Origin of the sequence: Paraperibacillus marinus, assembly GCF_046237605.1 — a bacterium.
Lineage (GTDB): Bacteria > Bacillota > Bacilli > Bacillales > DSM-1321 > Paraperibacillus > Paraperibacillus marinus.
The window spans coordinates 1297979-1324235 of the sequence record NZ_CP143542.1; the positions used below are offsets into that span (position 1 = coordinate 1297979).

28 protein-coding genes and 1 pseudogene are annotated in these 26257 nt (G+C 46.4%); 20 read left to right on the forward strand and 9 right to left on the reverse strand.

Annotation, left to right across the window (positions count from 1 at the left end; genetic code table 11):
* Positions 1-93: 93 nt before the first annotated feature.
* Positions 94-534, forward strand: coding sequence for a hypothetical protein (locus tag V1498_RS06495; RefSeq protein ID WP_409297660.1), 441 nt, complete (start codon positions 94-96; stop codon positions 532-534).
* 49 nt (positions 535-583) lie between these two features.
* Here the strand turns inward: V1498_RS06495 and ispG are convergent, their stop codons facing one another.
* The 3 genes from ispG to V1498_RS06510 form a co-directional block, all read right to left on the reverse strand.
* A complete protein-coding gene (gene ispG, locus V1498_RS06500) occupies positions 584-1672 on the reverse strand; it encodes a flavodoxin-dependent (E)-4-hydroxy-3-methylbut-2-enyl-diphosphate synthase (protein WP_409293385.1) in 1089 nt (362 codons plus the stop codon).
* A 124-nt stretch (positions 1673-1796) separates the two neighbouring features.
* Positions 1797-2126: a hypothetical protein gene (locus V1498_RS06505; RefSeq protein WP_409297661.1), complete on the reverse strand. Its 330-nt coding sequence runs from the start codon at positions 2124-2126 to the stop codon at positions 1797-1799.
* Between the two features lie 460 nt (positions 2127-2586).
* Positions 2587-3369, reverse strand: coding sequence for a DUF1189 domain-containing protein (locus V1498_RS06510; protein WP_409297663.1), 783 nt, complete (start codon positions 3367-3369; stop codon positions 2587-2589).
* A 125-nt stretch (positions 3370-3494) separates the two neighbouring features.
* Between V1498_RS06510 and V1498_RS06515 the strand changes: the two genes are divergently transcribed.
* The 6 genes from V1498_RS06515 (at position 3495) to phoU (ending at position 10330) form a co-directional block, all read left to right on the forward strand.
* The gene (locus V1498_RS06515; protein WP_409297664.1) at positions 3495-3977 is read left to right on the forward strand and encodes a DUF456 domain-containing protein; all 483 of its coding nucleotides are present in this window, start codon (positions 3495-3497) and stop codon (positions 3975-3977) included.
* 139 nt (positions 3978-4116) lie between these two features.
* Positions 4117-4722 (forward strand): superoxide dismutase, encoded by a 606-nt coding sequence (locus V1498_RS06520; protein ID WP_409297666.1) that lies wholly within the window; start codon positions 4117-4119, stop codon positions 4720-4722.
* Between the two features lie 374 nt (positions 4723-5096).
* Complete coding sequence (locus V1498_RS06525) at positions 5097-6314, forward strand: MFS transporter (RefSeq protein ID WP_409297667.1); 1218 nt, start codon at positions 5097-5099, stop codon at positions 6312-6314.
* A 128-nt stretch (positions 6315-6442) separates the two neighbouring features.
* Entirely contained in the window at positions 6443-8578 is a 2136-nt protein-coding gene (locus tag V1498_RS06530; RefSeq protein ID WP_409297668.1) for a peptidoglycan D,D-transpeptidase FtsI family protein, read from the forward strand.
* A 249-nt stretch (positions 8579-8827) separates the two neighbouring features.
* Positions 8828-9652 (forward strand): phosphate ABC transporter ATP-binding protein PstB, encoded by an 825-nt coding sequence (gene pstB, locus V1498_RS06535; RefSeq protein ID WP_409297669.1) that lies wholly within the window; start codon positions 8828-8830, stop codon positions 9650-9652.
* A 27-nt stretch (positions 9653-9679) separates the two neighbouring features.
* Positions 9680-10330, forward strand: coding sequence for a phosphate signaling complex protein PhoU (phoU, locus tag V1498_RS06540; RefSeq protein ID WP_409297671.1), 651 nt, complete (start codon positions 9680-9682; stop codon positions 10328-10330).
* A 225-nt stretch (positions 10331-10555) separates the two neighbouring features.
* Here phoU and V1498_RS06545 read toward each other — a convergent pair whose 3' ends face one another.
* On the reverse strand, positions 10556-10999 hold the full coding sequence (locus tag V1498_RS06545; protein WP_409297672.1) for a hypothetical protein: 444 nt from the start codon (positions 10997-10999) through the stop codon (positions 10556-10558).
* Positions 10996-11379 carry a hypothetical protein gene (locus tag V1498_RS06550; protein WP_409297674.1) on the reverse strand — a complete coding sequence of 128 codons (384 nt, stop codon included), beginning with the start codon at positions 11377-11379 and terminating at the stop codon, positions 10996-10998. The genes V1498_RS06545 and V1498_RS06550 overlap by 4 nt, the downstream gene beginning before the upstream one ends.
* A 240-nt stretch (positions 11380-11619) precedes the next feature.
* Here V1498_RS06550 and V1498_RS06555 point away from each other — a divergent pair, with 240 nt between their 5' ends.
* The 8 genes from V1498_RS06555 to V1498_RS06590 all read left to right on the forward strand — a co-directional run bounded on the left by V1498_RS06555 (position 11620) and on the right by V1498_RS06590 (position 18284).
* Positions 11620-12156 (forward strand): DUF4912 domain-containing protein, encoded by a 537-nt coding sequence (locus tag V1498_RS06555; protein WP_409297675.1) that lies wholly within the window; start codon positions 11620-11622, stop codon positions 12154-12156.
* Complete coding sequence (locus tag V1498_RS06560; RefSeq protein WP_409297677.1) at positions 12140-14152, forward strand: glycosyltransferase family 4 protein; 2013 nt, start codon at positions 12140-12142, stop codon at positions 14150-14152. Before V1498_RS06555 ends, V1498_RS06560 begins: the two co-directional genes overlap by 17 nt.
* Entirely contained in the window at positions 14136-14756 is a 621-nt protein-coding gene (locus V1498_RS06565) for a hypothetical protein (RefSeq protein ID WP_409297679.1), read from the forward strand. Before V1498_RS06560 ends, V1498_RS06565 begins: the two co-directional genes overlap by 17 nt.
* A gap of 56 nt (positions 14757-14812) precedes the next feature.
* Positions 14813-14962: a 50S ribosomal protein L33 gene (gene rpmG, locus V1498_RS06570; protein WP_203554488.1), complete on the forward strand. Its 150-nt coding sequence runs from the start codon at positions 14813-14815 to the stop codon at positions 14960-14962.
* A gap of 102 nt (positions 14963-15064) precedes the next feature.
* On the forward strand, positions 15065-15634 hold the full coding sequence (locus tag V1498_RS06575) for a 5-formyltetrahydrofolate cyclo-ligase (protein WP_409297680.1): 570 nt from the start codon (positions 15065-15067) through the stop codon (positions 15632-15634).
* Complete coding sequence (locus V1498_RS06580; protein ID WP_409297681.1) at positions 15624-16409, forward strand: DUF92 domain-containing protein; 786 nt, start codon at positions 15624-15626, stop codon at positions 16407-16409. The genes V1498_RS06575 and V1498_RS06580 overlap by 11 nt, the downstream gene beginning before the upstream one ends.
* A gap of 50 nt (positions 16410-16459) precedes the next feature.
* Positions 16460-16639, forward strand: coding sequence for a hypothetical protein (locus V1498_RS06585; protein ID WP_409297683.1), 180 nt, complete (start codon positions 16460-16462; stop codon positions 16637-16639).
* A gap of 106 nt (positions 16640-16745) precedes the next feature.
* Complete coding sequence (locus tag V1498_RS06590) at positions 16746-18284, forward strand: rhomboid family intramembrane serine protease (protein WP_409297684.1); 1539 nt, start codon at positions 16746-16748, stop codon at positions 18282-18284.
* Here the strand turns inward: V1498_RS06590 and V1498_RS06595 are convergent.
* Positions 18281-19132, reverse strand: coding sequence for a hypothetical protein (locus V1498_RS06595; protein WP_409297686.1), 852 nt, complete (start codon positions 19130-19132; stop codon positions 18281-18283). The genes V1498_RS06590 and V1498_RS06595 overlap by 4 nt on opposite strands.
* A 155-nt stretch (positions 19133-19287) precedes the next feature.
* On the opposite strand from V1498_RS06595, the gene V1498_RS06600 reads away from it, so the two are divergent.
* From V1498_RS06600 to V1498_RS06615, 4 genes are all read left to right on the forward strand, one after another.
* Positions 19288-19500 (forward strand): YqgQ family protein, encoded by a 213-nt coding sequence (locus V1498_RS06600; protein WP_409297688.1) that lies wholly within the window; start codon positions 19288-19290, stop codon positions 19498-19500.
* A gap of 9 nt (positions 19501-19509) precedes the next feature.
* Positions 19510-20466 (forward strand): ROK family glucokinase, encoded by a 957-nt coding sequence (locus V1498_RS06605; protein WP_409297689.1) that lies wholly within the window; start codon positions 19510-19512, stop codon positions 20464-20466.
* Positions 20467-20624: 158 nt separating this feature from the next.
* Positions 20625-22475, forward strand: a complete 1851-nt coding sequence (locus V1498_RS06610) for an LTA synthase family protein (protein WP_409299177.1) — start codon at positions 20625-20627, stop codon at positions 22473-22475.
* A gap of 264 nt (positions 22476-22739) precedes the next feature.
* Positions 22740-23813 carry a hypothetical protein gene (locus V1498_RS06615; protein WP_409297691.1) on the forward strand — a complete coding sequence of 358 codons (1074 nt, stop codon included), beginning with the start codon at positions 22740-22742 and terminating at the stop codon, positions 23811-23813.
* Between the two features lie 46 nt (positions 23814-23859).
* On the opposite strand, the gene V1498_RS06620 is transcribed toward V1498_RS06615, so the two are convergent.
* From V1498_RS06620 to V1498_RS06630, 3 genes and pseudogenes are all read right to left on the reverse strand, one after another.
* Positions 23860-24033 (reverse strand): DUF2759 domain-containing protein, encoded by a 174-nt coding sequence (locus tag V1498_RS06620; RefSeq protein ID WP_409297693.1) that lies wholly within the window; start codon positions 24031-24033, stop codon positions 23860-23862.
* Positions 24034-24552: 519 nt separating this feature from the next.
* Complete coding sequence (locus V1498_RS06625; RefSeq protein WP_409297694.1) at positions 24553-24927, reverse strand: hypothetical protein; 375 nt, start codon at positions 24925-24927, stop codon at positions 24553-24555.
* A 230-nt stretch (positions 24928-25157) separates the two neighbouring features.
* Positions 25158-25455, reverse strand: a pseudogene (locus tag V1498_RS06630) (IS1595 family transposase); the annotation flags it as partial.
* A 164-nt stretch (positions 25456-25619) separates the two neighbouring features.
* Between V1498_RS06630 and V1498_RS06635 the strand changes: the two are divergent.
* Positions 25620-26246: an MBL fold metallo-hydrolase gene (locus tag V1498_RS06635; RefSeq protein ID WP_409297696.1), complete on the forward strand. Its 627-nt coding sequence runs from the start codon at positions 25620-25622 to the stop codon at positions 26244-26246.
* The last annotated feature ends 11 nt before the right edge of the window (positions 26247-26257 follow it).

Sequence of the window (26257 nt, forward strand, 5' to 3'; positions counted from 1 at the left end):
ATTTTTCCTTTTTTCGTAAGTATTGTCTTAATGAAAAGTGTTAAAGCCTCAAATAATAAAGATGCTTCATAGGAGGAAAGTGGGGGATGCCGTTTGGAAGAGAACAAACAAAACAATGACTTCACATCGGAGAATACAACAGAAGATGAACATCTTGAAACCACGGCACAGGGCAGAAATATCCTGAACCACGGTGACAGCCAGATGAATACGGATGACTCGTCCGGATCCCGGCATAACCAATACTGGGAAGAAAGCGCGGCAGAGCTCGCGCCAGGCCTTGGAGAACTTGATAAAGGCGTGGCGAAAGATGGAGAGCAGAACCGTGCTGGCGAGGGAAAAGGCATGGGATATGCTGCTTTGATTCTGGCCATCATTTCCCTGTTTGCAGTTCCGGTATTATTCGGAGGCATCGCAATCGTCCTTGGTTTTATCGCAAGAAGGAGCGAAGCATCCCGAAAGCTTGGGGCTTGGGCTATTGGCATTGGAATCTTTTCGTTAATCATCGGAGTGTTGATTCTCCCCTTCTTTTAGCCGAAGCATAGAAAAAGAGGCTGACCTGGTCAGCCTCTTTTCCAATTGATTAAACTTCCATCGCTTGTTTAGCGAAATATTCTTCAGCAATCTTATCGATCTCTTTTTTTAGTTCTTCGACCATGGTTGCTTCAGGGACTTTGCGGACGGTCTTCCCTTTTCTGAACAGAAGACCTTCCCCCCTGGCGCCTGCGATGCCGATATCTGCTTCGCGTGCTTCACCGGGACCATTTACTGCACAGCCGAGTACTGCCACCTTGATTGGAGCCTTGATGGTCTGGATGTATTCCTCCACTTCGTTGGCAATGCTGATCAAGTCAATTTCGATACGGCCGCATGTCGGGCAGGAAATCAATGTAGCAGCATTTGAAATCAGTCCAAATGACTTCAGGAGTTCTCTTGCGACCTTCACTTCCTCAACAGGATCGGCACTCAGTGATACCCTGAGTGTATTGCCGATTCCCATGCTCAGAATGGCACCAAGGCCGGCTGCACTCTTTACCGTTCCAGCGAACAGGGTGCCTGACTCGGTGATGCCGAGGTGAAGGGGGTAATCGAACGCCTTGGCTGCCTTCGTATAGGCTTCTATGGCAAGATTGACATCGGATGCCTTCATGGAAACAATGATGTCATGAAAATCAAGGTCCTCCAGGATCTTGATATGATGGAGGGCACTTTCAACCATGCCGTCAGCTGTTGGATATCCGTATTTCTCAATGATCTTACGTTCCAGGGAACCGGCATTGACGCCGATACGGATCGGAATTCCCTTTGCTTTTGCAGCTTTGACCACTGCTTCGACTTTCTCCCTGCGGCCGATATTGCCGGGATTGATCCTGATTTTATCAGCACCGCCCTCGATTGCTTTCAGGGCCAGCTTGTAATCGAAATGGATGTCTACTACAAGCGGAATATTGATTTGTTTCTTTATATCTGCAATCGCGTCTGCAGCCCTTTCGTCTGGACAGGCTACACGGACGACCTGGCAGCCGGCTTCCTCCAGCCGCTTTATCTCGGCAACAGTCGCTTCTACGTCATGTGTCTTTGTGGTGGTCATGCTCTGGATGATGACCTGGTTATTGCCGCCGATCGTCAGGTTTCCTACCTTTACGGGACGGGTTTTAGTACGATGTATGATTTCACTCACGTGTATTCTCTCCTTCAGGAAAAAGCGGCTTACAGCCTGCTTTTATTTCTGTACACAATGTTATTGTACCAACTTTACGCTGTTTTTGACAAGAATACGCATATTTGTTGATTATTCAATAAGAGGGAATCTTATAGGTTCTGCCAATCTGGATATCTTCAGGGCTCAGACCTTGATTCAAGGCTTGAAAATCCTTGATGATGTTTTCTATCGGCTCTGTTATTTTCCCTTCCTGCTCTTCTATTAACGAAAGGATCGTGTCACCCGGCTCTATCTGTACCTCCACGTAATCCATCCGGGGTTCCGTTCGTTCAGCCTTTTCGGGAGGCTCAGCCTGCTCGGCCGGGGTAGCGGACGCCTGTTTCTGGAGAGTTCCGGAAGTGAGATCATAATAGATGATGAAGAGTATAAAGCATAGGACCAGTAAATAAATAATCCGTTTCATGCGGGAACCTCCGGGGAGATGCTTTTGATTAACTATATTCCATCATTTTTCATATATTCCTGTTTGGAAGATAAAATAGATAGAAATCATAGAAAATAAACATGAGTTTTCAACCCGGACCCATGCTCGTAATGGGACCTGGAAAAGAGCAGGAACAAACACAATAAGGCGGTGGAGCGGAGTAAGGCATACCAGGAATGCCAGAAAGATAAATGTTGTTCACGCTTAGCTGCAGGAAGCTTCATGATACATACAGCTCCGCCGCTTTTCCACTGAAAACAAATCTGAGTTTTCTTCTCGCAGCTCATGCATGGAAAGGAACCTGGACAAGAGCAGGAACCAACACAATGGGGCGGTGGAGCGGAGTCAGGCGCAGGCAGGATAAATGGAGTTCACACATGGCTTCAGGAAGCCTCGTGATCCATAAGCTCCGCTCCTTTTCCACAGAAAAAAGCCGCGTTTATGCCCGCGTCTTTTGTTTCGGTGCTGGAATTTCCCGGATTGATAAGTATAATATGACGAGTGTGACGCCCCAAATCAGCGCGGAGCGGTAATACATATAGGCCATGAATGAATCCATAATGGTAAAGAATACGGTGATAAGGGTGATACTGTAAGCTGTCAGCCTGAACAAATGCCTGTACTGCAGCTTTCTTTTTAATAGTCTGGCCGCAAGCAGCCCTGCCACAGCAATCAGTGTTACCTCAAAGAACAAGACGGCGCTTGATGATAAATAAACAACGAGTGACAAAACAGGCAGAAGGATGAAGGAAAGCTTCTGGACAGACTGAAGTGTGCTTGCCGCAGAGTCATTGTCGATCGTAACACCGCCAGCCATTGAATAGGGATAGGACTGTGAGTTGCCTCCTCCGGTAAATACAAATTCTTTTTCAAGGAGGGCAATGGTCCTCGCGGATTTTGCTTCTATGTCCTCAGTCTTGATAGAGCCGGTATCATCCATTATGAAAGTGAAGCTTCCTTTTTCTGTGGTGTAAGGCTCATCCTTCGAAGTTTTAAGTGTGCCATCCTTTATCTCGAAAGAAGGAAGCTCTGTTTTTAATATTTCTCTGCCCGCCTTGATTCCCTGTACAATTTCTGTGTTCATCAGGATAAGGGAGGGAAGCACTGATAGGAAAGATAGGAAAAATAGATAGAGAATGGTCTTGCCGATCCCCTGGAACCTGAATTTGGCAATGTCCTTAGGGGAATAAAGACTTTTAATGAATTGTGTAAAAATATTCATGCTTGAAAACACCTCAGAACGTCAGTTATCCCTCTATTTTAGCCTCTATTCAATCGTTAGACAACAAGCTTTTGGAAATGGGGAGCAGTGTTCCTGTATGATATCAGGTAAGGGAGGTTTGAATTTTGAGTGTATTATACTGGATCATTATATCAGTTATGTTTGCGATTGGATTTGCCGGCCTGGTATTTCCAATCATTCCGGGGGTTTTATTCCTTGCAGGAGGGATGCTGCTGTATGGCCTGTTTTTCTCCTTTGAGCCATTCACTGTCCCGTTTTGGATCATACAGGGGCTGCTCGTGATCCTGCTGTTTGCAGCAGACTATCTGGCAAATTTATTCGGCGTGAAAAAATTCGGCGGCTCCCGGGCTGGTGTATGGGGAAGCACAATCGGCCTTATTGCCGGCCCGTTCATCATCCCTGTGTTTGGCATCCTGATCGGGCCTTTCCTTGGTGCAGTCCTTGCCGAACTTCTCGTACACAGGAAACATCCTGCCGCTGCGGTTAAAATTGGAATCGGATCTCTGTTCGGATTTTTGTCAGGAGCTGCCGCCAAGGGGGTCATCCAGCTCGCCATGGTGATCTATTTCCTGATAAAAGTGCTGTAGGGAAAAAAAAGATAGGCATGCTGGATACTAAAAATTTGAAACGCCCCATGAACTTTGTTAATCTAAAATCAAAGTCTTGCTTCATATGAACCTTTGGGCAGGAACTAAAAATCATGGTACATAGAAAGGGGTATTTTAAATGGCTTTTGAATTACCGCAATTACCTTACTCTTATGATGCATTAGAACCAAGCATTGATAAGGAAACAATGAACATACATCATACGAAGCACCATAATACTTATGTAACAAACCTGAACAATGCACTTGAAGGCAGCGAGCTTGCTTCAAAGAGCGTTGAAGAAGTAATCTCAAATCTTGATGCAGTACCAGAAAACGTCCGTACTGCTGTACGCAACAACGGTGGCGGCCACGCTAACCACTCTCTGTTCTGGCAGATTCTGTCTCCAAATGGGGGCGGCGAGCCAACAGGCGAGCTGGCTGAAGCAATCAACAGCAAATTCGGCAGCTTCGAAAACTTCAAAGAAGAATTCGCTAAAGCAGCCACAACACGCTTTGGATCTGGCTGGGCATGGCTTGCCGTCAATAATGGAGAGCTTGAAGTGACAAGCACACCAAACCAGGACAACCCGCTTATGGAAGGCAAAACTCCAATACTTGGACTGGATGTCTGGGAGCATGCTTACTACCTGAAATATCAAAACCGCCGTCCAGAGTACATCAACACTTTCTGGAATGTTGTAAACTGGGATGAAGTCAGCAGCCGTTACAGCCAAGCTAAGTAATACCCTGTGATATGACAATAGATTACCGAGGAACCGGGATCACGGTTCTTCGGTGAATCGGGAATACATTCAACACACCGCCCAGAGAATAAAAGCTCTGGGCGTTTTTTGTTTGGTGCTTGTATACAATTCACCCTGACTGTCCGGCGAAAAGAAGGTAGATATCTTTATAAAGGAGAGGTTTTGTCATCTGTCAAAAATGAAAAGAACATTCATAAAGAGACTTTCAGTCAATTTTATTTTTAAACCGGATTCGCCGCCTTTTTGGTATTCTTCCAGGGCATTTAAACGGCTTCATATGGATTTCCCCTGTTTTTACATAATTTGAACGGTTTCTCCCCAAACTAGAAGTGACCACAAAGGGGAGTTCAAATATGAGTTTTATAAAAAAATGGGTGGGCGATCAGGACCTGCCGAAGGATTTAAACCTGCTGCTTGTGATCGGCGGGCTTTATTCTTTAAGCGGGGCTTTATCCCATACGTTTGTCAATGTGTATTTGTGGAAACAGTCCGGCAGGCTGATGGACCTTGGCATCTATAATCTTTCAGTGGTGTTTCTTCAGATTCTCACATTCATCCTTGCAGGCCGCTGGGCTAAGAAGATGGACCGCACCATTGTGCTCAGGATAGGAGTCATCTTCCTGGCACTGTTCTATCTGGCTGTCCTCATAATCGGCGAACATGCGACATCCTTCCTGTTTGTGCTGGGAGGATTGCTCGGGATTGGTTATGGCTTTTACTGGCTGGCCTTCAATGTGCTTACCTTTGAGATAACAGAGCCTCATACGAGAGATTTTTTCAATGGATTCATGGGCATCCTTAGTTCTTCTGGAGGGATGGTCGGACCGATACTTGCCGGGCTGATTATTTCCCGGTTTGAAACATTCATCGGATATACGATTGTTTTTGCCATATCGCTTGCCTTATTCACGGTTGCCGTAGTCTTAAGCTTTTATTTAAAGAGGCGGCCGGCGGACGGGCGTTATCTTTTCCTTCGCATCATTGAAGAAAGGAAGGAGAATTACAACTGGCGCCTCATTACAAATGCCCACTTCTTCCAGGGGCTGAGGGAAGGGACCTTTGCTTTCATCATTTCCATCTTCGTTTTCGTGGCAACGGGCAGTGAGCTTGCACTTGGCACATATGGACTGGTCAATTCGGGTATTTCATTCATAACCTATTATTTTGTATCCCGCTATATAAAAGGGCCGCAAAGGAAAACATCCATCCTGATCGGGGGAATAGGGCTTTATATATCCATATTCCTGATCGTCTTTGACCTGAGCTATGCCAGACTTCTGCTTTATGCCTCTTTGATCGCGGTATGCTATCCCTTATTGCTGGTGCCGTTCATTTCTACATCCTACGATGTTATAGGAAGCGGATGGAAGGCAGCTGAGATGAGAATCGAATATGTTGTAGTAAAAGAGCTGTTCCTAAATGGCGGGCGGATGGTGTCACTGCTTGCTTTTATCGGGTCTGTCTCGCTATTCGGCGTTAATGAAAGCATTCCTTATCTCCTGCTGATTTTGGGAGCGGGCCATACATGTATTTACTTTTTTGTGAGAAAATTAAAGCCTGGTCACGGCTGAAGGAGGGTGATGGAAATAATCCCCTCCTTTTCTAGTGCCTCTATATGTCTAAATTTGTAGAAAAAATATGGATTATTATATAAAATGAAGGGATGAACGTTATAGATATGGAAGGAAGTGTGTCCTGATTGAAGAAAGGCAGCAAGAAAAAGACCCATATTCCTCTTCGGTTAAATTTACTTTTCTTTGTTGTATTTATTTTGTTTTCCGTTCTGATTCTCCGCCTTGGAGTCGTCCAGATCGTTTATGGCGAGGACTATAAGCGGGAAATTGAAAGAACGGAAGATGTTACAGTAAATAATCCTGTACCAAGGGGTAAAATGTATGATCGGAATGGGGAGACCATCGTCGACAATAAGCCATTGAATGCCATTACATATACAAGGCAGGCGGGCACGAAAACAGAAGAAATGATGGATACAGCCAAGAAGCTGGCAGCCTTGATTTATGTTGATCCTAAGAAAGTCACGGAACGGGATAAAAAGGATTTCTGGATCATGAATCATGAGGAAGAAGCAAAAGCCAAAATCACCAAAGCAGAAAATACCTTATATGCCCAAAAGAAAATAACAGACAAAGAGCTCTACAATAAACAGCTTGAAAGAATCACAGAAGCCGAACTGAGTACCATCACAAAAGATGAGATGGAGGTTCTGGCCATCTACCGCGAGTTCAGCAGCGGATACGCCCTGACCCCTCAGATTGTAAAGAATAAAGGTGTGACAGATAAAGAATTCGCGGTTGTGAGTGAGAACCTGGAAAAGCTGCCGGGCGTTGAGACCACGACTGACTGGGATCGCAAATATCCTTATGGCTCGCCGCTCCGGACGATCCTTGGGAGTGTGACCTCATCTGAAGAAGGCCTTCCAAGCGACCAGCTTGATTACTTCCTGGCGAGCGATTACAGCCGGAATGACCGTGTTGGCAAAAGTTATATTGAACAAGAATATGAAGATGTACTGCATGGCCAAAAGGCCAAGGTTAAGAACGTAACCGACAAAGCCGGGAATGTCATTAACTCCCAGAATGTCTCTGATGGACAGCGTGGCAAAGATCTGGTCCTCACGATTGACATGGATCTTCAGATGGAAGTCGAAAAAATCCTTGAAAAGGAATTGAAGGACAAGAAGCATAATTACAGTGACACACAGCTGCTCGAACGGGCCTTTGTTGTGATGATGGACCCTAATACCGGAGAAATCCTAACGATGGCAGGCAAGGATTATAAGAAGGATGAAAAAACAGGGAAATACAAGATGCAGGACTTTGCCCTTGGCAATATCTCGACATCCTACGCCATGGGGTCCGCTGTCAAAGGAGCCACGGTGCTGACCGGATACAAGACAGGGGCGCTGACTCCTGGACAGACGATATTGGACGCCCGGATGAAAATCAAAGGGACCAAGGACAAGGGATCATGGCAGTCGATGGGTGTAATCGATGACCTGACTGCCCTGAAACGATCTTCAAACGTCTACATGTTCAAGACTGCAATCGCCATCGGCAAAGGGAATTATGTGCCGAATCAATCCCTGTATGTGGAACCGAAAGCATTTTCTACGATGCGTGACAGTTATAACCAATTTGGGCTGGGTGTCCGGACTGGGATTGATCTGCCGAATGAGCAGAACGGGTTCAGGGGAAAAGAAACCTCTCCCGGGCTGCTCCTCGATTTATCAATCGGACAATATGATACGTATACACCGCTTCAGCTGGCCCAGTACGTATCCACGATTGCCAATGGAGGATCGCGTCTTAAGCCTCATGTTGTGAAGGAAATCAGGGAGCCTATTGATGCAAACGGCAAGATGGGCCCTGTAGTACAGGAGATGCCTCCGACTGTTTTGAACCGGCTTGATTTGAAGCCGGAATGGATTGACAGAGTGCAGGAAGGATTCAGGCAGGTTACCCAGGATCCCCGGGGAACCGCCGCTTCCGCGTTTCTGACAGCAGAATATAAACCGGCAGGCAAGACAGGTACAGCAGAGGCATTCTATGACGGCCCAAGAAGAAAAGAATTCAAGGAGCCGCCACAAACCATGAACCTGACATTTGTCAGCTATGCGCCATATAACAATCCGGAAGTGGCCATGGCAGTGGTGGTTCCATGGGCATATCAATCGGCCGATGGGCATCATATGAATCTTGATATCGGAAAGCAGGTATATGAAGCCTACTTTAAATTGAAGGAAGAGCGCGCAAAGGGCAAGGAAAAGAACAAGGACAACTCTGCCGGGGAAAACAAGCCTGAGGCAAGTGAATAAATAGAAGAGATGAACCCGGCGGCTGTTATGCTTCCGGGTTACTTTATGCCTTTTTAGCACCGGGAATTACACTGCAGAGACCCTGGGACTTTCAGCCCGCATTTACAAAGAATTTACAAACAGTTAAAACAGGGTTAATGAAAAAGCTTTACAATCTAAATAGTCAGGGATGAAAGAGAGAGCTATCATGCCTAAACGATTAAGCTCAGCCTCATTCAAAATAAATAGGCCAATTCGGAGGGATTTTAGATGAACTCTATCGTTATAGATAAGAAGTCAGCAGGAAACAGAGAAGGAACGGCCGGGATAGACAGCCAAAAGTCCGCTGTTTATCAAACAAAAGAATTGAACTTGTGGTATGGTGACAATCATGCCCTGAAAAATATAAATCTGGACTTATATGAAAATGAAATTGCAGCAATTATCGGGCCATCCGGCTGCGGGAAGTCCACGTACATCAAAACACTGAACCGGATGATCGAGCTTGTGCCAAGCGTCAAGACTTCCGGAGAAATTCTGTACCGTGACCGCAATATCTTTGATAAATCCTACTATGTGGAAGAATTAAGAACAAAAGTGGGAATGGTCTTCCAAAAGCCAAACCCTTTTCCTAAATCCATTTATGAAAATGTGGCCTATGGTCCGAAAATACACGGCGTCCGCGACAAAAAGAGCCTGGATGCCATCGTCGAGAAAAGTCTCCGCGGTGCATTCATCTGGGATGAAGTAAAAGACAGGCTTCATGAAAATGCCTATGGCCTTTCTGGCGGCCAGCAGCAGCGTCTTTGTATTGCAAGATGCCTTGCGATCGAGCCGGATGTGATTTTGATGGACGAGCCTACTTCGGCCCTCGATCCAATTTCAACGTTGAAAATTGAAGAACTGGTACAGGAGCTTAAGAAGAAGTTCAGCATCATCATCGTAACTCATAACATGCAGCAGGCTGGGCGCATATCTGATAAGACTGCTTTCTTCCTGAATGGGGAAGTAATCGAGTTTGCCGAAACAGACAGGATTTTCTCTAATCCATCCGATAAACGGACTGAGGATTATATTACAGGAAGATTCGGCTAAAAAGACTGACAGGGAGTGGGGAGACAAATGGTTGTACGGGAAAAATTCGAATCCGAATTGAAAGAGCTAAAAGGCCGGTTGATTCAACTGGGTACAGTAACTTCAGAGGCCTTGACACAGGCTTTTACAGCTTTAGAAAACCAGGATATTGAAGCGGCACTCGAGATTATTGATGATGATGTAAAAATCAATATCCTTGAGGAAGAAATCAACGATGCGGCCATCCTGCTGATTGCCAAGCAGCAGCCGGTGGCGAGCGACCTCAGGACAATCATTGCAGCAATCAAAATTGCAGCCGACCTTGAAAGAATGGCGGACTTTGCGGTTAATATCGCCAAGTCAACGATCCGCATCGGAAAGGAACCATTCATTAAACCCCTGGATCACTTAAAGGAAATGCACGGAATCACTATTGAAATGATAGACCTTGCCATTCAATCCTATGATACTGAAAACCTTGCTGAAGCCAAGGAAGTCAGTGAAATGGATGACAGAGTTGACCAGCTTTATGGAGAAACGATTAAAAGTCTGCTCCAGAGAACGAACGAGAACATGGCCCAGGTCACTCAGCTGACATTTATTGCCCGCTACCTGGAACGTACAGCCGACCATGCGACGAATATTGCCGAAAATATTTTCTTCATGGTAAAAGGGCGTCATTATGACCTGAATGAATAGAACAAAAAACCAACATGAGTTTTCTGCTCACAACCCATGCACGGAAAGGACATATAGAAGAGCAGGAACAAACACAATAAGGCGGTGGAGCGGAGCAAGACACACCAGGAATGCCAGGAAGATGCATGATGTGCGCCCCCTGCTGCATGAAGCCTTTTAATCCATGCAGCTCCGCCCTATTTCCACAGAAAAAAGCTGACAGCGATAGTCAGCTTTTTTTGATCCTTATTTTGTCAAGGTTCGGCATATCTGGCTTATGGACATATTGCTTGTCAGGACAAACTCCCCTAATTGGATTTGTCCGTTAAGGCCCTGCTCGGCCAGGTACCGTTCAAATTCCTTTGGATCCTTAATGATGCCTTCTTTAAGCAGAACTTTCCCTATTTCCGGGGCAGTCATTCCGCTTTTGACATGAAGGATATATGTTTTTACAGCATTTTCTTCCTTTTGCCGGGCAGGCTGTACAGCCTTTTTAGGCTGTGGCTCCCTTTCTCCTGCAGGCTGATTCTTTGAGATAGTAAAGCCAGCTTTTTTAATGACCTGTTCTGCTTGTGCGAACGTCACTTCTGCTTTTGGTTTCTCCGGTTTCAGTTCAAAATGGAACAGGGACAGCAGCGCTGCTGCAAGGAAGAAGACAGCTGCCAGGGACTGTATGCCTTTTCTGGTCATGAGCGGTTCCCCCTGTGCTGTCCATCTTCGATAATTTCCAGAATTTCTTCCTGAGACAGGGTAGACTGCGCAGAAATCCTCTCTACCGACAGCCCCTGCCTGTAAAGGGCGAGCACCTGGTTCTTAAGGATTTCGTTCACGCTGTTTTTCTCAGGTTCGTGGTTTCCAGGACTGTGAAAGCCGCCCATGCCAATTGAATCTTGCAGCAATTCCTCTTCCAGAATTGATATTTTCTTATTCAGCTGATACATATCCTGCATATAAGAAAGAGACAGCTGTTCCACTTCCTTTTCCAGAACCTTCACTCCATCTTTTCTCAAAAACGATAATACAAAAAGGACCGCTGACAAAATCAGCAAGCTCAAGATTACAAGTTCCATGTTTCACCCCTGATGTAATTAAATATATAAGTCATATATCCATTTTACACCGAAATATGAAAGGAGTGGATAGATTTATATAAATCGGGACAATAGTAATCCTGTTTATTGCAAAGAAATATAGGATAATTCCACGAAAATGAACAGTCAATCGACAAAATGCGTTCATTGTCCATATGGAATGGGGATGATAGGATTAACTTACATCAAATTAGCAGAAAGTCATAAGGAGCTTAAGTCATGGACGAGTATTTGAAAACGGGGCACAAAGCAGGAAACGCGGCTCGAAAGCCAGGGCTGGAATCAGGCGTAGACTGGATTAAGGCAGTTTTGCATCAAGCAGGAACCTTATTTGTATTTTGGGAAATCAGTGGATACAGGAAAGCTGTACTGAAAAATGGTCCAGGCCATTCCGGCGGAAAGCTGGCACTTAGGATTCATGATGTTACCGGAATTAGATCTGATGAAGGAAATTCACTTGCCTATATGGATATACCTGTGCCAGCCAAAGCATCACATTGGAAAATTACCGGCCTGAGACAGAACTGTACATATATTACAGACATCGGCTTGTTGATGGGACAAGATCATTTCATCCCCATTCTCCGTTCAGAGCATGTACAGACCCCTGCAGGTCCGGAAAGGTCACAGAAACAGCCCGGGGCATCTCTCTGGAAACAGAGCAGCAGGGAGGAAGCAGGCTGGCTTGAAGATGTAAGCACCTACACCATATATGAGCGGCAGCAGGGAGGGGATACCCGTGATTTTCGCCTTTAAAACCAGCTGCAGCTCTGAGAATTACATGGATAAGCTCGAGAAAGAAGTTCGTGCCCTGGCTGCACTGGCCCGGGAATCTGTCATTCATGCCGCTATAAACGGCAGGCTGCTAGAAGAGATGTCCTCTGCTGGTTTTCAGGAAGAATTCTACTCACGCTTAAGAGAAGGATTATTTCAAACAGCATTTTGGTCATATACAGGCTGCAGACATCCCCTCCAATTGCTTGAGAAGCTGGCTGATTCAGGAAACGTCCTCCTTGCGGCAGCGGCCTATTCCCTCTATCCACTGCCGCTTATAGGCACCCATCCTGGTTTGGAGTATCAAATTGCCGAAGCGGCAAGGGTTTGTGAGGAAGTACTGCATGAGGTGCCTTCACATTTTTACATTCCCCCCGGTGAGTATGGCGAGGGCATGGTTCGGATGTTAGTTGGCAGCGGATTTCGGAATATCTATATACATGCGGAAGATCTGCCGGAAAACGAAGCAGCCGGCTGTGATGATCATTTCCCGGAAGGGCTGGCCGCATGCCCATATACCCTGGATGGCGAAACGGGCAGGGAAGGCTGTACAATCCTTCTTCCTTCCGTGGAGGGGATTCCTTATGGCAGTACTCTGGAAAAACTGTTCCCGGACGAAGCAGCAGGCAGAATTGCAGCAGCTTTCCGTATCGAAAGGTCTGCACAGGAAAAAGAGGACCTGATTCTGTGGGGGAAATATATTGATGGCCTCCTTGTGACGGAAAAAGCCCCTCCCGCTGTCAGGCCCTGTCCGCTGCGGGGCAAAAATCAGAAAGCAGGAAAGAGTCCGCTCGGAGTTATCATGCTTTCCTGGGAGTTCCCGCCCCATATAGAAGGAGGTCTTGCCCGCCATGTTCATGGCCTGGCAAAGGCGATGGCGGAAGGCGGCCATATCATCCATATCATCACGGCAGCAGCCGGGAGTGAAGGCGGAGTCGAACAGGCAGGGAATATGCTCATCCATCGAGTCACCCCTTTGGCAAGGCGTGAAGGCCGCTTTTTAGATTGGGTCACTTCGCTTAATCTTGCCATGGCTGATAAGATCATGGAGATCTGCAGTTCATATCCGGTCCACCTGGTGCATGCACATGACTGGCTGAGCTCGCCGGCCGCGCAGGCAGCAAGAGAGCAGCTGGGGCTGCCGCTGGCCGTAACCATTCATTCTACCGAATATGGCAGGCGCGGCGGGATCTACAATGAAGTACAGCGGAGAATCCATGATCAGGAGCGGAAGCTGATCCAATCTGCCGGCAGGATCATCGTCTGCAGTGATTATATGAAAACGGAACTGAGGGAGGCATTTGACCTGCCATCATTGGATCTGCGGGTTATACCAAATGGAATCTCACTGTCAGAGGTTTCCCCGGACTTAGGAGACAGCGGATGCGCCCCCGCTGTTCCCCTGATTTATACATGGGGAAGGGCGGTTGAGGAAAAGGGCTTTCAGACAATGATTCAGGCAGCTGCCATCCTAAAGGAAAGAAATATAAAAGTACAATTTGTGATTTCTGGAAAAGGACCCTATTTGCCTTATCTGAAAAACTTGGTGAAGGACGAAGGTGTCGGCAGGATTGTGAGCTTTACGGGCTTTGTAAAGGACAAGGAAAGGAATCAACTGATAAAAATGGCTTCGGCGGCTGTCTTTCCGAGTCTTTACGAACCTTTTGGAATAGTGGCGCTGGAGGCTATGGCGGGCGGAAAGCCCATTATCATTTCAAGGACGGGCGGATTGAAATCGATTATTGAGGAAGGAAAAGAAGGGCTGATGTTCACACCGGGGGATCCCGTGGAACTTGCTGGCCGGATTGAGGTTCTTCTTGCTGACCCGGCGTTCGCCGCCCGCCTTGCAGCGGATGGGAAGGAACTGGCAAAAAGGAATTACAGCTGGGTATCCATTGCACAGAAAACGGTGGAAGTATTCATGGATCTGATTATAGAAGAACCTGAAGGAGGAGAAATGTATGAAAAGCGTTGTTAGCATGCCCCGGCAAATGTCAGTTCTGGATTCTGGACCCTCAAGGCCGCTTCATCTCAGAGTGGGGCTCTGGGAGCAGGGGCGGTATTATGACCTGCAGGATAAAAGCCGGTTTGAAATGCTTGGCATCCAAAGGTTCGAATACCATGAAACTTTGAAAAACAGTGATGGAGTCCTTGCGGAGTTCTCTCTGTCCAATATGGGCACAACGACCCGCAGCATAAAAATGGTCTGCATTCTCAGCGACCCTTTCCTTGGGAGCATGACCGCCTTCTACAGTCCTCAGGAAGACTCTGTGATCGGAATGCATGAGGAGAAATATACCTATGCAAGCGGCATGATCAGCCAAAGAGGTCTTTGCCAATATGCCATCCTCGACAATGCCAGGCTCAGATATGAAGGATGCTTCAAATCAATGGCGCGCGGAGAGCTGTTTTTTTCACCTCTCGCCAAGGGCAGTATATCCATCATTTACACTTTGGAGTCAACAATTGAGCCCGATGGCCATGTGCACGGATCCGTCTGGGCAGTGACTGCTGCAGGAAAAGAAGAAGCTGCTGCAATAAATCAATCATTAAGAAAAAAACCTACTAGCATTTTAGTTTGAAAAGTGATATTATAGAAAAGTCGTAAAAGAGAGATTTAAGTTTGGAGGGAAATATAATGCGTGTGAATATTACGTTGGCTTGCACAGAGTGTGGAGACCGTAACTATATTTCTAAGAAAAATAAACGTAACAATCCAGATCGTCTTGAGCTTAAAAAATATTGCTCAAGAGAAAAGCGTGCAACTGTGCACCGCGAAACAAAGTAAGCAGCAGGATATCCTGTTGCTTTTTTATTTGCCAAAAAAACTTTAAAATAGAAGTATGGCGTAAGATGCCAGCTATGTGAACTGCAGTTAGGAGAGAGCTCAATGGATAAAAAGAGGACAAGGCAGATGGTCAAGGCACTGTTGGAGGAAAAGCTCACCAAAGATGATCATCAGCACCAATCCGAAGAAATCCGAAAACGGCTGTTCGGGGAGAATTTCTGGAGGGAAGCCCGCTGTATAGGCATCACGCTGTCGAATTTTCCTGAAGCCGATACGATTGAAATCATCAGGAAAGCATGGGACACAGGAAAGGCAGTGGCCGTGCCAAAATGCATACCGGACGGCCGGCAGCTCGATTTCAGGCTTATACGGAGCTTCAATGAACTGGAAATGGTTTTTTATGGCCTCCAGGAGCCTATTCCTGAAGTGACCAATCCTGTCACAGCCGAAGATATCGACCTGATGTTCGTTCCGGGACTTGCCTTTGATGCCGGCGGATACCGGCTTGGTTATGGCGGCGGGTATTATGACCGGATTCTGGCCGGCTACAGCGGCCTTACGGTTTCCCTGGCTCTCGATCTCCAGCTTCTTGACAGTGTGCCAAAAGAGGTTCATGATATTCCGGTTTCAAGAATCATTACTCAAGGCAGGATGATTGTCTGTGATTTATAGTTTTTATCTCTTACTAATTGCCGGAGCAGCGCTTCTCGGCTGGAAGCTGGGATTATTGACTCCTTCAGGAGCTTTGATTGCCTTTATGACAGGTGCCGCCATAGCCTGGGGATTTGGTTTCTATGGACTGGTTATGCTTGGCTTATTCTTTGTCAGTTCAAGTTTGTGGTCAAGAGTTGGACAATCGCGCAAAAAGCAGCTGGAAGATATGCTTGAGAAGGGGAGCCGGCGGGATGGCGTCCAGGTCCTGGCAAACGGCGGAGTTCCGGCTGTCATCGCCCTTGTCCATGGCTGGCTGCCTGGTCAGGAGGCGCTTATCCTTTTTTTGGTCAGCATCGCGGCTGCCAATTCTGATACATGGGGATCAGAGCTTGGTGTTCTGAGTAAATCAAAACCAATCTCGATTCTCACCTTCAAACGTGTGGAAAGGGGCACATCCGGTGCAGTCAGCCTTTTTGGGACCATCTGTTCTGCTGCCGGAGCGGCTTTCATTGCCTCTGCAGCACTGCTGCTTTTTGATCTGCCTCTGCTGCCGGCAGCCGTGGCAGCGGGATTTGGCTTTATGGGAAGCCTGCTCGATACACTGATAGGTGCGGTTATCCAGCCGCAATACGTATGCAGGGGCTGCGGGATCCAGACAGAAAGGACCGTTCACTGCGGGGAGGCTGCACAAAGGCAGAAAGGCCTCGGCTTTCTTGACAATGACAGCGTCAATCTCCTGAGCATTGTCCTTGCATCGGCAGCCTGCTTCACTTTCTTAAAAATTTGGCTTTAATATCATAAAAACTTCTCCTGTTTAGAACAATAAAAACAGGAGGGATGAAGATGGCAAGATTTTTGGCAAAAACTATCATGCTGGCTGCGCTCTCAGCGGCTGCATATAAGTACCGGTACAGCCTGATGAACAGGATGCTCTCACTGCCTGCCGTGAGAGGGCTTGTGGTTTCCACATCGATGAAAAGTCCGCTGATCAGGAATAAAATGATGCAGAATATGTTTGAATAGGTAACAGAATGGGCCTCCTATATATAATATAGGTTTAGGCCCCTTTTTATTTAAGGTAATATGGTGATAGATAGAAATGTCCGTTCATTATTCGGGGAGGGGAATCATGGGAAACAGAGAAGAATTTTTATTCTGGGCTGTGGCAGCCCATCTTGTACGGGAGAGAAATATGGGGGTCATCTACCAGGGAAGCGATGGCAGGGAGATCTGGCTTCATAATACAGATCCGGGACTGCCCCATCAGGTAATCAGGCTGGCCCTTGCCGATCTTGCCTGGACCAATCTTTTGAAAAGGGATATCGAACAGACTGCAGTATTTGGCGAAAATAACAGGCCGGCCTTCAGAGCCCGGAATCTATCCATTCTGAATGTATACGTTACGCCGGCACCGCCAGTGGACGATTATCAATCTGCCATCGAAGATCCAACAGAATTCAAAGGGACAAAGGTCACCTCCATCATCGCGGACACAAATTCCGGAGACTCCAGTTTGCAAAGGCTGGAAGCTGTCCTGCAGACTGAACTGCCGTTTTCCCTGGTGGTTGCTGCGGCTTCGGAGGAAAGTGAAATTAACAAGCTGAAATCAGCAGCACTTCAGGAAAGGGACCGCCCGCCCGCCCGCGGCCAGGAGCTGTTTGAAGCGGGGAAGCCGTTCTTTACATACGTATTTCTGTTTATGCAGATTGCGGTCTTTGTCCTGCTTGAGCTGAACGGAGGCAGCCAGAATTCACAGACATTGATTGATTTTGGGGCAAAATATAACCCGCTGATCCTGGAGGGGGAATGGTGGAGGTTTTTTGCGCCGATCGTTATTCATATCGGCCTGCTCCATCTTCTGACAAATTCACTGTCTCTGTATTATATGGGGACACTTGTCGAACGGATCTTTGGCAGGTTACGTTTTCTGTTTATATACATATTGGCGGGGTTCAGCGGGACCCTCGCCAGCTTCCTGACCAATGACAGCCTCTCAGCCGGCGCCAGCGGAGCCATATTTGGCTGTTTCGGGGCACTGCTCTTCTTTGGTATCTTAAATCCCCGCATTTTCTTCAGGACGATGGGGACGAATATCATCGTGCTGCTCGTGATCAACCTTGGCATCGGCTTCACGGTTCCGGTGGTTGATAATGCAGGTCATATCGGGGGTCTCATCGGCGGCTTCGTTGCAGCAGCCATAGTAAGCATGCCCGGCAGAAAAAAACCGGTTCTCCAGGGAGCTTCATTCCTGACAGCCGCCTTCCTGATCTTCTTCCTGCTTCAGCACGGGTTTGCCAGCGGTTCTGAAGGAAGCAGCGAGGAAACATCTGTATCCATTGCCCAGCAGCATATTAAGGATGGTAAAAAAGATGAAGCCTATCAAGTGTTGAAAGATTATACAAATCAAAATTCCTTTGCACCAAAAAGCTACTTCCTTATGGCATATATCGAGGCAGATAAGGACGAAACAGACCAGGCTGAAAATCATTTGAAAAAGGCAGTGGAACAGGACAAAAAGTTTGATGAGGCTTATTACAATCTGGCGCTGGTGTATATAAAAAAGCAGCAAATGGACGATGCTTACAAGATGGCAGGGAAGGCGCTCGAAATCGACCCTGACAATGAACAATATCAAAAATTTTATAAGCAGCTGGAAGAATACCGCTAATACTGCTGTTTCAGAAGCACAGGTTCTCCGTCAGCCGTTTCGGTAATGAACAGCAGCTCCCGCATCCCCGTGTTCAGAAGAAGAAGGGGGACAGTGCTTCCGAGCGGCTCTGTGATGGATCCGTCCTGCTTCTTGATGCCGAGCGCATAATTTTTGTATATCCCTTCCCAGAGCCTCCCGATGATCTTTTCCTGAATGGATGGGGGGATGCCGGCAAAAAAGCCTGCCCGCCCAATTGGCAGCTCAGTCAAGGGGAGCTTCCTATATTTCACCGGATTTATGAAGAGTCTGCCCATGGCCCGATTCCAGGAGGATTCCTGGACCGCCCGGGCTTTGCTGTCGAGTGCCTGCTTCCATTCCTGCTGCACTGCTGTAATAGGGCTGCCGAAATAGTCAGGACCGGTCAGCCTGGAAAGGATAAGGTATACAGCACCAGAGCTCATCTGCTGGACACTGGTTATAATTTCCCCGCGGTGAATCTCCCCATAATGAAAGGTGACTGCCTGGAGCAGGCTGCTTTGATTGACCTTGATGGTTTCCGCCTGCTGCAGACTTTGGGTATCTTCCTTCCAGTTTTTCATGATTCCCGAAAGCCGCCCGTTCCTGAATAACAATGAGACGTCCTGTCTAAGGTAATGTGGCGTGTCAGTCAGGGAAGTTGCTTCCCATATAAGCTTATAAATATTTCCTGAGCGGCGGGGGCTGAGGCGGGTTTCGGCCCTCTCAAACACGGCCTTTTTATCAATAGGAAAAAAAATGATCGTCTCTATATTCCTGCCCGCATGAAAAAAGTAAAATGCCAGGCAGGTACAAAGCATGAGGATACCTGATACATACAGCCTTTTCATACAGCCCTCCCGTTCGTGTCTTTGCTCCACTATATGAGGCCGGGTGTACAAGTATGAACAATGAAAGATTGGAAACGCGAGTTTGCCCACTTGTTAGATGAAAAAGGTTACATTATACTTTTGAAGTGGACACAAATTGCAGTAAGAGGGATCACATGGAGAATTTTTATGATATTCAGCAGTTTTTAAAACGATTTGGAATCTTTGTCTATCTGGGAGACCGGCTTATCGACATGGAGCTGATGGAGGATGAGCTGAGGGAACTTTATCAATCAGGGCTGATTCCTGCATCGGAATTCCAAAAGGCGATTCTCGTACTGCGCAGGGAAGTTCAAATCGAAAATGATAGAAGAAAAAATAATAAATAGGGTGATGAGATGGAAAAGTGGCTAGTCGGAGTAGATTTAGGCGGAACTACAACAAAATTGGCGTTTATCAGCTATTATGGCGAGATTCTGCATAAATGGGAAATCCCAACAGACATCAGCGGTATCGGAAAAAATATAACCACCAATATCGCAAAGGCAATCGATGCAAAGCTGGATGCCCTTGGGCAGACTAAGAATAAGATCCTTGGTATCGGGATGGGTGCTCCGGGACCGGTCAATCCTATAACCGGCATCATTTATGAAGCGATCAATCTTGGCTGGAAGGACTATCCGCTGCAGCAGCTGCTTGAAGTAGAAACCTCACTTCCGGCAGTTATTGAAAACGATGCCAACCTGGCTGCACTCGGAGAAATGTGGAAGGGTGCCGGCAATGGGGCAAGGGACCTGGTCTGCATAACACTCGGGACTGGTGTCGGGGGCGGCGTAATTGCTAACGGGCAGATTGTAACCGGTGTCAGCGGGGCAGCGGGCGAGATAGGCCATATTTCTGTTCTCACCGAAGGCGGTGCGCCTTGCAACTGCGGAAAAAGAGGCTGCCTTGAGACGCTCGCCTCTGCTACGGCCATTGTACGCCTGGCAAAGGAAGCACTGGAGGCAAGCTCAGAAGCATCATCCCTGAGGGGAATAACAGACTTTACGTCTAAGGATGTGTTCGAGCAGGCGAAAGCAGGAGATGCAATCGCAGCTTCTGTGCGTGACAGACTGGCCTTTTATCTGGGACTTTCCATCGCAAATGTATCCAACATTCTGAATCCGGAAAAAGTCGTGATTGGCGGCGGGGTATCGAAGGCTGGAGATGACCTCCTGATGCCTGTCAGGAATTACTTTAATCAATATGCATTTACAAGGGTCCGCGAATCGACCGAGCTTGCCATTGCTACACTTGGCAATGATGCCGGCGTCATCGGGGCAGCCTGGCTTGCAAAGAATGCATTTGGTGAATGATACCTGCATGGCTGGATCGTACTAACACATATACTAACTGGGGAGCTTCCGAATAGGAAAGCTCCCTTCCCTTTTACTTCGTGCTGTTTGAACAACCGGTATTCAGGGTAAGGGGCTTTACTGTACGAAAAGGACAGAAAGGAGGGGTACTTCTGCAGCTGACAAACAAAAGGGAAGCGGTTCCAATTCTCTGGCTTGCCATCTTCTTTTTATGGATCAAAACGTATATATTGTATAAAACCAGTTTTCATATTGTAACAGCAAGTATTCTGCAGGAGTTTATTCTATTCATAAATCCCCTCGGCTTTCTGCTGGTCCTGTTCGGTGCCGGAACCTTCTTTAAACAGAAGAGACTGCGGATTTATATAGTGTCTGGAAGCCTTCTGATGTCGGTCATCCTATATTCAAATGTGGTTTTTTACCGGTTCTATAATGATTTTTTGACCTTTCCGGTGCTCTTTCAAACGAGCAATATGGGCGACCTCGGCAGCAGCATCGAAGACCTGGTGTCCTTGTCGGATGCCGCTTATTTTCTGGATGTTATACTCCTCTTGGTGATTGCGTCACGCATGCCTTCCTGGGTTGACTTTAAATCTTATACATGGGGAAGACGCAAGCATCTTTTCATTCTGGCGGCTGTCATCACCGCCGTGAATCTCGGGCTTGCGGAAACACAGCGTTCGCAGCTGCTGACAAGGACTTTTGACCGTGAGATCCTTGTGAAAAATATCGGGACCTTCAATTACCACCTCTATGATGCCCTATTGCAGACAACATCGTCCGCAAAGAGAGCGCTCGCTGACGGCAGCAAGCTCTCGGGAATTCAGAATTATATAGAGGCCGGACACAGCCCTGCTAAAAACAGCCATTTCGGGGAGGCCAGGGGTAAAAATCTGATCATGATTTCCATGGAGTCCCTTCAGAGCTTCGTCATTGGCAAAAAAGTGAATGGCAGGGAAATCACCCCGTTTCTGAATGAATTTATCAAAGAAAGCTATTACTTTGATAATTTTTACCATCAAACAGGACAGGGAAAAACCTCGGATGCGGAATTTATTACTGAAAACTCCCTGTATCCCCTGGGCAGGGGTGCCGTTTTCTTTACGAATCCCCAGAATGAATACCATGCCACACCAGAGATTCTTGCAGACCAGGGCTATTTTACAGTGTCCATGCATGCCAACAATAAAAGTTTCTGGAACCGGGATATCATGTATAAAGCTCTCGGCTATTCAAGGTTTTACAGCCTGCCTGACTATAAGGTGAGTCCGGAAAATTCGGTGGGCTGGGGCTTGAAGGATCAGGACTTCTTTGACCAGTCCCTCGGGCATATGAAAGAAATGCGACAGCCTTTTTATACAAAGCTCATCACGCTTACCAACCACTTTCCTTTTACACTGGGGGAGGAGGACCGTAAAATCGAGGAGTTCAATTCGGGCAGCACGACCTTGAACCGATACTTTCCGGCGGTCAGGTATATGGATGAATCCATCGGGAAGTTCATTGAAGGACTGAAGGATAACGGTCTGTATGATAAGTCCATCATCGTCCTGTATGGGGACCATTATGGGATCTCAGACAACCACAATGATGCGATGGCCCAGTTTTTAGGCCGTGAGATTACACCCTTTGAAGCCGTCCAGCTGCAGAGGGTTCCTATGCTCATCCATATACCGGGCAGGAAGGGAAGGACCCTCTCTTCCGTATCAGGGCAGATTGATGTAAAGCCTACTCTCCTGAATTTGTTAGGTGTTGAGGACAGCAAGGATCTTTCATTTGGCCATGATCTGCTTGATGGCGGCAAAGAGCCGTTCACGGTCCTCCGGAATGGGAATTTTATTACAAAAGATTATGTTTATACTCAGGATGCATGCTATTCCAGAAAAACCGGACAGCCCGTACCGGCACTGGGATGCGAGCCATACATGAAGAGGGCAGAAACAGAGCTTCAATATTCGGATGAAATCATCTATGGCGATCTCCTGCGTTTTTCACATAAAAAGGAATGAGACTATCTCATTCTTTTTTTTTGTAGAAAAGGGGCGGAGCTCATATCATAAGGCTTCCTGCAGCTAGGTATGATCGCCATCTTGCTGGCATTCCTGCCTGCGCCTTACTCCGCTCCACCGCCTTATTATGTTTGTGCCTGCGTTTGTCCAGGTTCTTTTCCATGCATGGGCTGCGGGAAGAAAAATCATGTTTGTTATGGTCTTATGCTGGAAGCAGATTTCCTATATACTTAAGGCAATAAGTGATCAGGGGGTGAAGGGCAAGTGAAGGGGGCGCGTTGGGTATGTATACTGCTTTGCTCCGTATCAATGATGTCAGGCTGCAATTTAAGTGACGAAGCCGGAAAAGAACCGGCAAAAAAACCTCATAAAGAAGAACGGCAGGTTAGTTCAACCCTTAATCCCCGGACCATCAGCAGCAGGCAGTATAAAATGACCGAAATTGCCGGCTGGCTGAACCAAGAAACTATACTATTCACAGCCCTACAAGGATCTAAAAGCAAGGCTGTCAAACATAATATCAAGACAGGAGAGGAAGCTGTCCTGTTCGAGGGAGCATTCCCTATTTCATCAATAAAACTAAGCCCCGACGGGAAACAATTTTTGATCCAGACTTCCTCAGCAGACGGCAAAATGGAACTTTTGGCCATTTCGGGGAATGGAGAGAGGCTTCATACCCTCAGCCTTCCGGCGGCGGAAGTCAGCGTTCAGTGGAACCCTTTTCGAAGCGGAGAGTATCTGGCTTCAGCCTTTGACAGAGACTGGACGTTCAGCGGCTATATTGTGGATACATCCGCTCAAAAGGTCGAGGAAATTGGGATGGAGGTCCCTTTCCTGCAATGGAATTCAGAAAAAGAGTTTCTTTTAAAGGATATAGGAAAAGATCCGGCAAAAGAAACCGGACCGCTTCTCGCAGAGGCGGCAAACGGGCAGGGAAAAAGAAAGCTGCTTGATAATGTCTTGTTTTTTCAGCGTGAAAAAGATGTGCTTGCGGTCTTGTCACAAGAAGGTCCGGAAAAAGGGCGACTTTCGTTCTTTGGACCAGACATGAAGACGTATCACAAGTTCCCGCTCGCTCTGCAGTCCGGCCATTCTGCAACTCTGCATCTGTCTATCAATCCGGAGAAGGCAATCTGTGCTGCCATTGTGCCAGCGGATAGCGGCAGATTTGAATTGGTTGTCTTTAACTGGAAGACCGGCACGAAACAGACCATATTGGAAGATTGTCCTGATGAACCCATCTCCCTCTCTCCGGACGGGACGGTGTGCCTGATGGGCAGCCAGCTCGAAAAAGCAGTAAGTATTGGTGAGCGGAAAGTCTATCCCTTATACGAATAAATCCGAAAAAAAGACACGGACCAGGAGTCCGTGTCTTTTTTCCTGATTAATGGCCGGCAGGATAGCCGTGGTTTAGAACGGTCATGACGGTGAACCACCCGAATACTGCAAGCGATCCTCCGGCAAAAATGATACCCAATAGGTTTTTGCTTTTGAAAGAACTAAAAAGACCAAAAAGAGCAAAAAGTGTAACAAGTGCAAATATGATTGGCAAACCCATCTTTATGTCCCCCTGTTGTACAAATTAAGTGTCCGGGCCTTGTCCATTCCCAAATGGCGGCAGGCCTGCTAAAAATATGTAGATATTTGTGCATCCGTTTTTATTTTAATGGTTTTTCAAATATTTGTCGAGGTTAATTAGAAACTCTTGGGTTGTTTCGTGCAAGCGGTTACGGATGCAGCTGCATTGTTTGCATAAACTTTATTTATATTAGCTCTTATCGCATATATGGAGGCTTTTAAACGAGTAAGTGGATTTCACTCCACCTGCGCGGGGCGGGCGGTGATCCTCCTCGTCTTCGCCTGAGGGGTCTCACCTGTCCCGCAGCTCCAAATAAAGCGGAGAACGGTGCCTGTTAAGCTTAATAACCTTAATGCACAATGTATTTACTTTATAAGGCTCTGTTGAAGTTTAATGCTGATATTACTTATAAAAATGGAAGTTCCCAATTTGTGAAAGTTCCATTTTTATAATATTTGCTTGTTAAACTAACGAACCACTTTTGTTTAAGTGTAATTGTTATTTTTTTTCAATCGCCATTCGCAAGTTCGAGATAACTCCAATAAGCAATACTGACGAACAAACCATTTTTTCAAAAGGTGTTCCAAACAATTGTTGTATAAATCCAAAAGACCAAAGTACAACAAAAAACCAACATATAACGGTTATTCCTCTTTTGTATTTAGATAGTTTTATTCTACCAACAATCAACGTAAAAACTACTCCAATAATAGAAATAACGAGATTTATAACAGATATTGGCAGCTGTTCAGCGAATGATTCAGACCTCCCACCATTAACCCAAGTGAATGGAATGCTTTTGCTTATAATAAGAAAGTGGATTAAGATGGTCAAGGAGTAAAAAATAATTCCCATAAATACAGCTGTTTTCATATTAATTTTCCTGAGTTTTTCTAAAATAAAATCACCTCATTTTTCTTCCTGTTTAAATTTTATTAATCCAGTAATATACTATTCCTATATTTCTTACCATCTGACAGGTAACTGAAAGTAAGATTTCGAAAAGTTATCAAAAATCACCATTATTCTTAAACAGAGCAAAAAACATCGGCTGGGTATTGTTGTCGAACTAAACTGCCCGTTCGTTGAACAAGCAGTAACGTTTATATCGTGAGTCTAGATAACCTAATTGTATCATCTGTTTCCATATTTTGTGTTAAATTTCCTTAAATCATCAAGTCATTCATAGTATTAGGATTCCTTTAATGTTGAATGGATTCTAACACCTGAAACCAAGCAAGGTAATTATTCAATATTTAGTTGCAACTCCATTAAAACGTTGTATCCATCCTTTAAGCCTTCGGTGATAATTGTTAACGTTTTGGATAGGGTATAGACCTTTGTGTGAACCTTACCATCAGACTTGAATTGATAAATATCCATCCCTTTTTCTGCAGCATATCAACAATCGCCTGAGTATGTGCCATATCGAACGATATGTTCTGATTCGCAGTCAGGACACTGCCCGCTTCTCCTGAGGATAAAACGCCGGGAATCAATAGAATTCAGATTCTTTGCGGGATGGTGTAAGATATAAGCATCTATCCATGAAAGGGTGACGCGATATGAAATGGTTTCAGCTGCCGCTTGGAAGTCTGCAGACCAATTGTTATGTACTCGCAAACAGCAAGAAGGAATGCCTGATTTTTGATCCGGGCGGGGATGCGGGGAAGCTTTTTGATTTTATTTCTGGAAAAGGCCTGGAGCCAAAGGCAGTGCTGCTGACGCATGCTCATTTTGACCATATCGGTGCCCTTGATGACATTCGCCAGGAATATGGCATCCAAGCTTATATCCATGAAAAGGAAACAGACTGGCTCATTGATCCCGCCTTGAACGGATCCAAATTCTTTATGGGTGGTGCCATGCGCATGAACCCGGCGGAAAATGTGGTGAAGGGTGATCAGAAAATGACTGTGAAGGGCTTTGATTTCGAGCTGATCGAGACACCTGGACATTCTCCAGGAAGTGTTTCATACTATTTTAAAGAGGCAGGAGCCGTCTTTTCCGGCGATGCCCTGTTCCGCCGGAGCATTGGCAGGACAGATCTGCCAGGGGGCAATCATAAACAGCTTATCCAAAGCATCAAAAACAAATTGCTGAAGCTGCCGAACAGCACGGTTGTCCTGTCAGGCCATGGCGATGCCACAACCATTCGGGAAGAAACCAGGGAGAACCCGTTTCTGACTTAATAGTACCCTTA

What these genes read in the sequence shown, in the direction of transcription:
- V1498_RS06525 (WP_409297667.1), top strand. Translation starts at nt 5,097, where the DNA reads ATGAGTTTTATAAAAAAATGGGTGGGCGATCAGGACCTGCCGAAGGAT.
- V1498_RS06545 (WP_409297672.1), bottom strand. Translation starts at nt 10,999, where the DNA reads ATGACCAGAAAAGGCATACAGTCCCTGGCAGCTGTCTTCTTCCTTGCA.
- V1498_RS06555 (WP_409297675.1), top strand. Translation starts at nt 11,620, where the DNA reads ATGGACGAGTATTTGAAAACGGGGCACAAAGCAGGAAACGCGGCTCGA.
- V1498_RS06625 (WP_409297694.1), bottom strand. Translation starts at nt 24,927, where the DNA reads ATGAAAACAGCTGTATTTATGGGAATTATTTTTTACTCCTTGACCATC.
- V1498_RS06565 (WP_409297679.1), top strand. Translation starts at nt 14,136, where the DNA reads ATGAAAAGCGTTGTTAGCATGCCCCGGCAAATGTCAGTTCTGGATTCT.
- V1498_RS06585 (WP_409297683.1), top strand. Translation starts at nt 16,460, where the DNA reads ATGGCAAGATTTTTGGCAAAAACTATCATGCTGGCTGCGCTCTCAGCG.
- V1498_RS06575 (WP_409297680.1), top strand. Translation starts at nt 15,065, where the DNA reads ATGGATAAAAAGAGGACAAGGCAGATGGTCAAGGCACTGTTGGAGGAA.
- V1498_RS06605 (WP_409297689.1), top strand. Translation starts at nt 19,510, where the DNA reads ATGGAAAAGTGGCTAGTCGGAGTAGATTTAGGCGGAACTACAACAAAA.
- V1498_RS06550 (WP_409297674.1), bottom strand. Translation starts at nt 11,379, where the DNA reads ATGGAACTTGTAATCTTGAGCTTGCTGATTTTGTCAGCGGTCCTTTTT.
- V1498_RS06510 (WP_409297663.1), bottom strand. Translation starts at nt 3,369, where the DNA reads ATGAATATTTTTACACAATTCATTAAAAGTCTTTATTCCCCTAAGGAC.
- V1498_RS06600 (WP_409297688.1), top strand. Translation starts at nt 19,288, where the DNA reads ATGGAGAATTTTTATGATATTCAGCAGTTTTTAAAACGATTTGGAATC.
- V1498_RS06595 (WP_409297686.1), bottom strand. Translation starts at nt 19,132, where the DNA reads ATGAAAAGGCTGTATGTATCAGGTATCCTCATGCTTTGTACCTGCCTG.
- phoU (WP_409297671.1), top strand. Translation starts at nt 9,680, where the DNA reads ATGGTTGTACGGGAAAAATTCGAATCCGAATTGAAAGAGCTAAAAGGC.
- V1498_RS06620 (WP_409297693.1), bottom strand. Translation starts at nt 24,033, where the DNA reads ATGGGTTTGCCAATCATATTTGCACTTGTTACACTTTTTGCTCTTTTT.
- rpmG (WP_203554488.1), top strand. Translation starts at nt 14,813, where the DNA reads ATGCGTGTGAATATTACGTTGGCTTGCACAGAGTGTGGAGACCGTAAC.
- V1498_RS06635 (WP_409297696.1), top strand. Translation starts at nt 25,620, where the DNA reads ATGAAATGGTTTCAGCTGCCGCTTGGAAGTCTGCAGACCAATTGTTAT.
- V1498_RS06590 (WP_409297684.1), top strand. Translation starts at nt 16,746, where the DNA reads ATGGGAAACAGAGAAGAATTTTTATTCTGGGCTGTGGCAGCCCATCTT.
- V1498_RS06520 (WP_409297666.1), top strand. Translation starts at nt 4,117, where the DNA reads ATGGCTTTTGAATTACCGCAATTACCTTACTCTTATGATGCATTAGAA.
- V1498_RS06505 (WP_409297661.1), bottom strand. Translation starts at nt 2,126, where the DNA reads ATGAAACGGATTATTTATTTACTGGTCCTATGCTTTATACTCTTCATC.
- pstB (WP_409297669.1), top strand. Translation starts at nt 8,828, where the DNA reads ATGAACTCTATCGTTATAGATAAGAAGTCAGCAGGAAACAGAGAAGGA.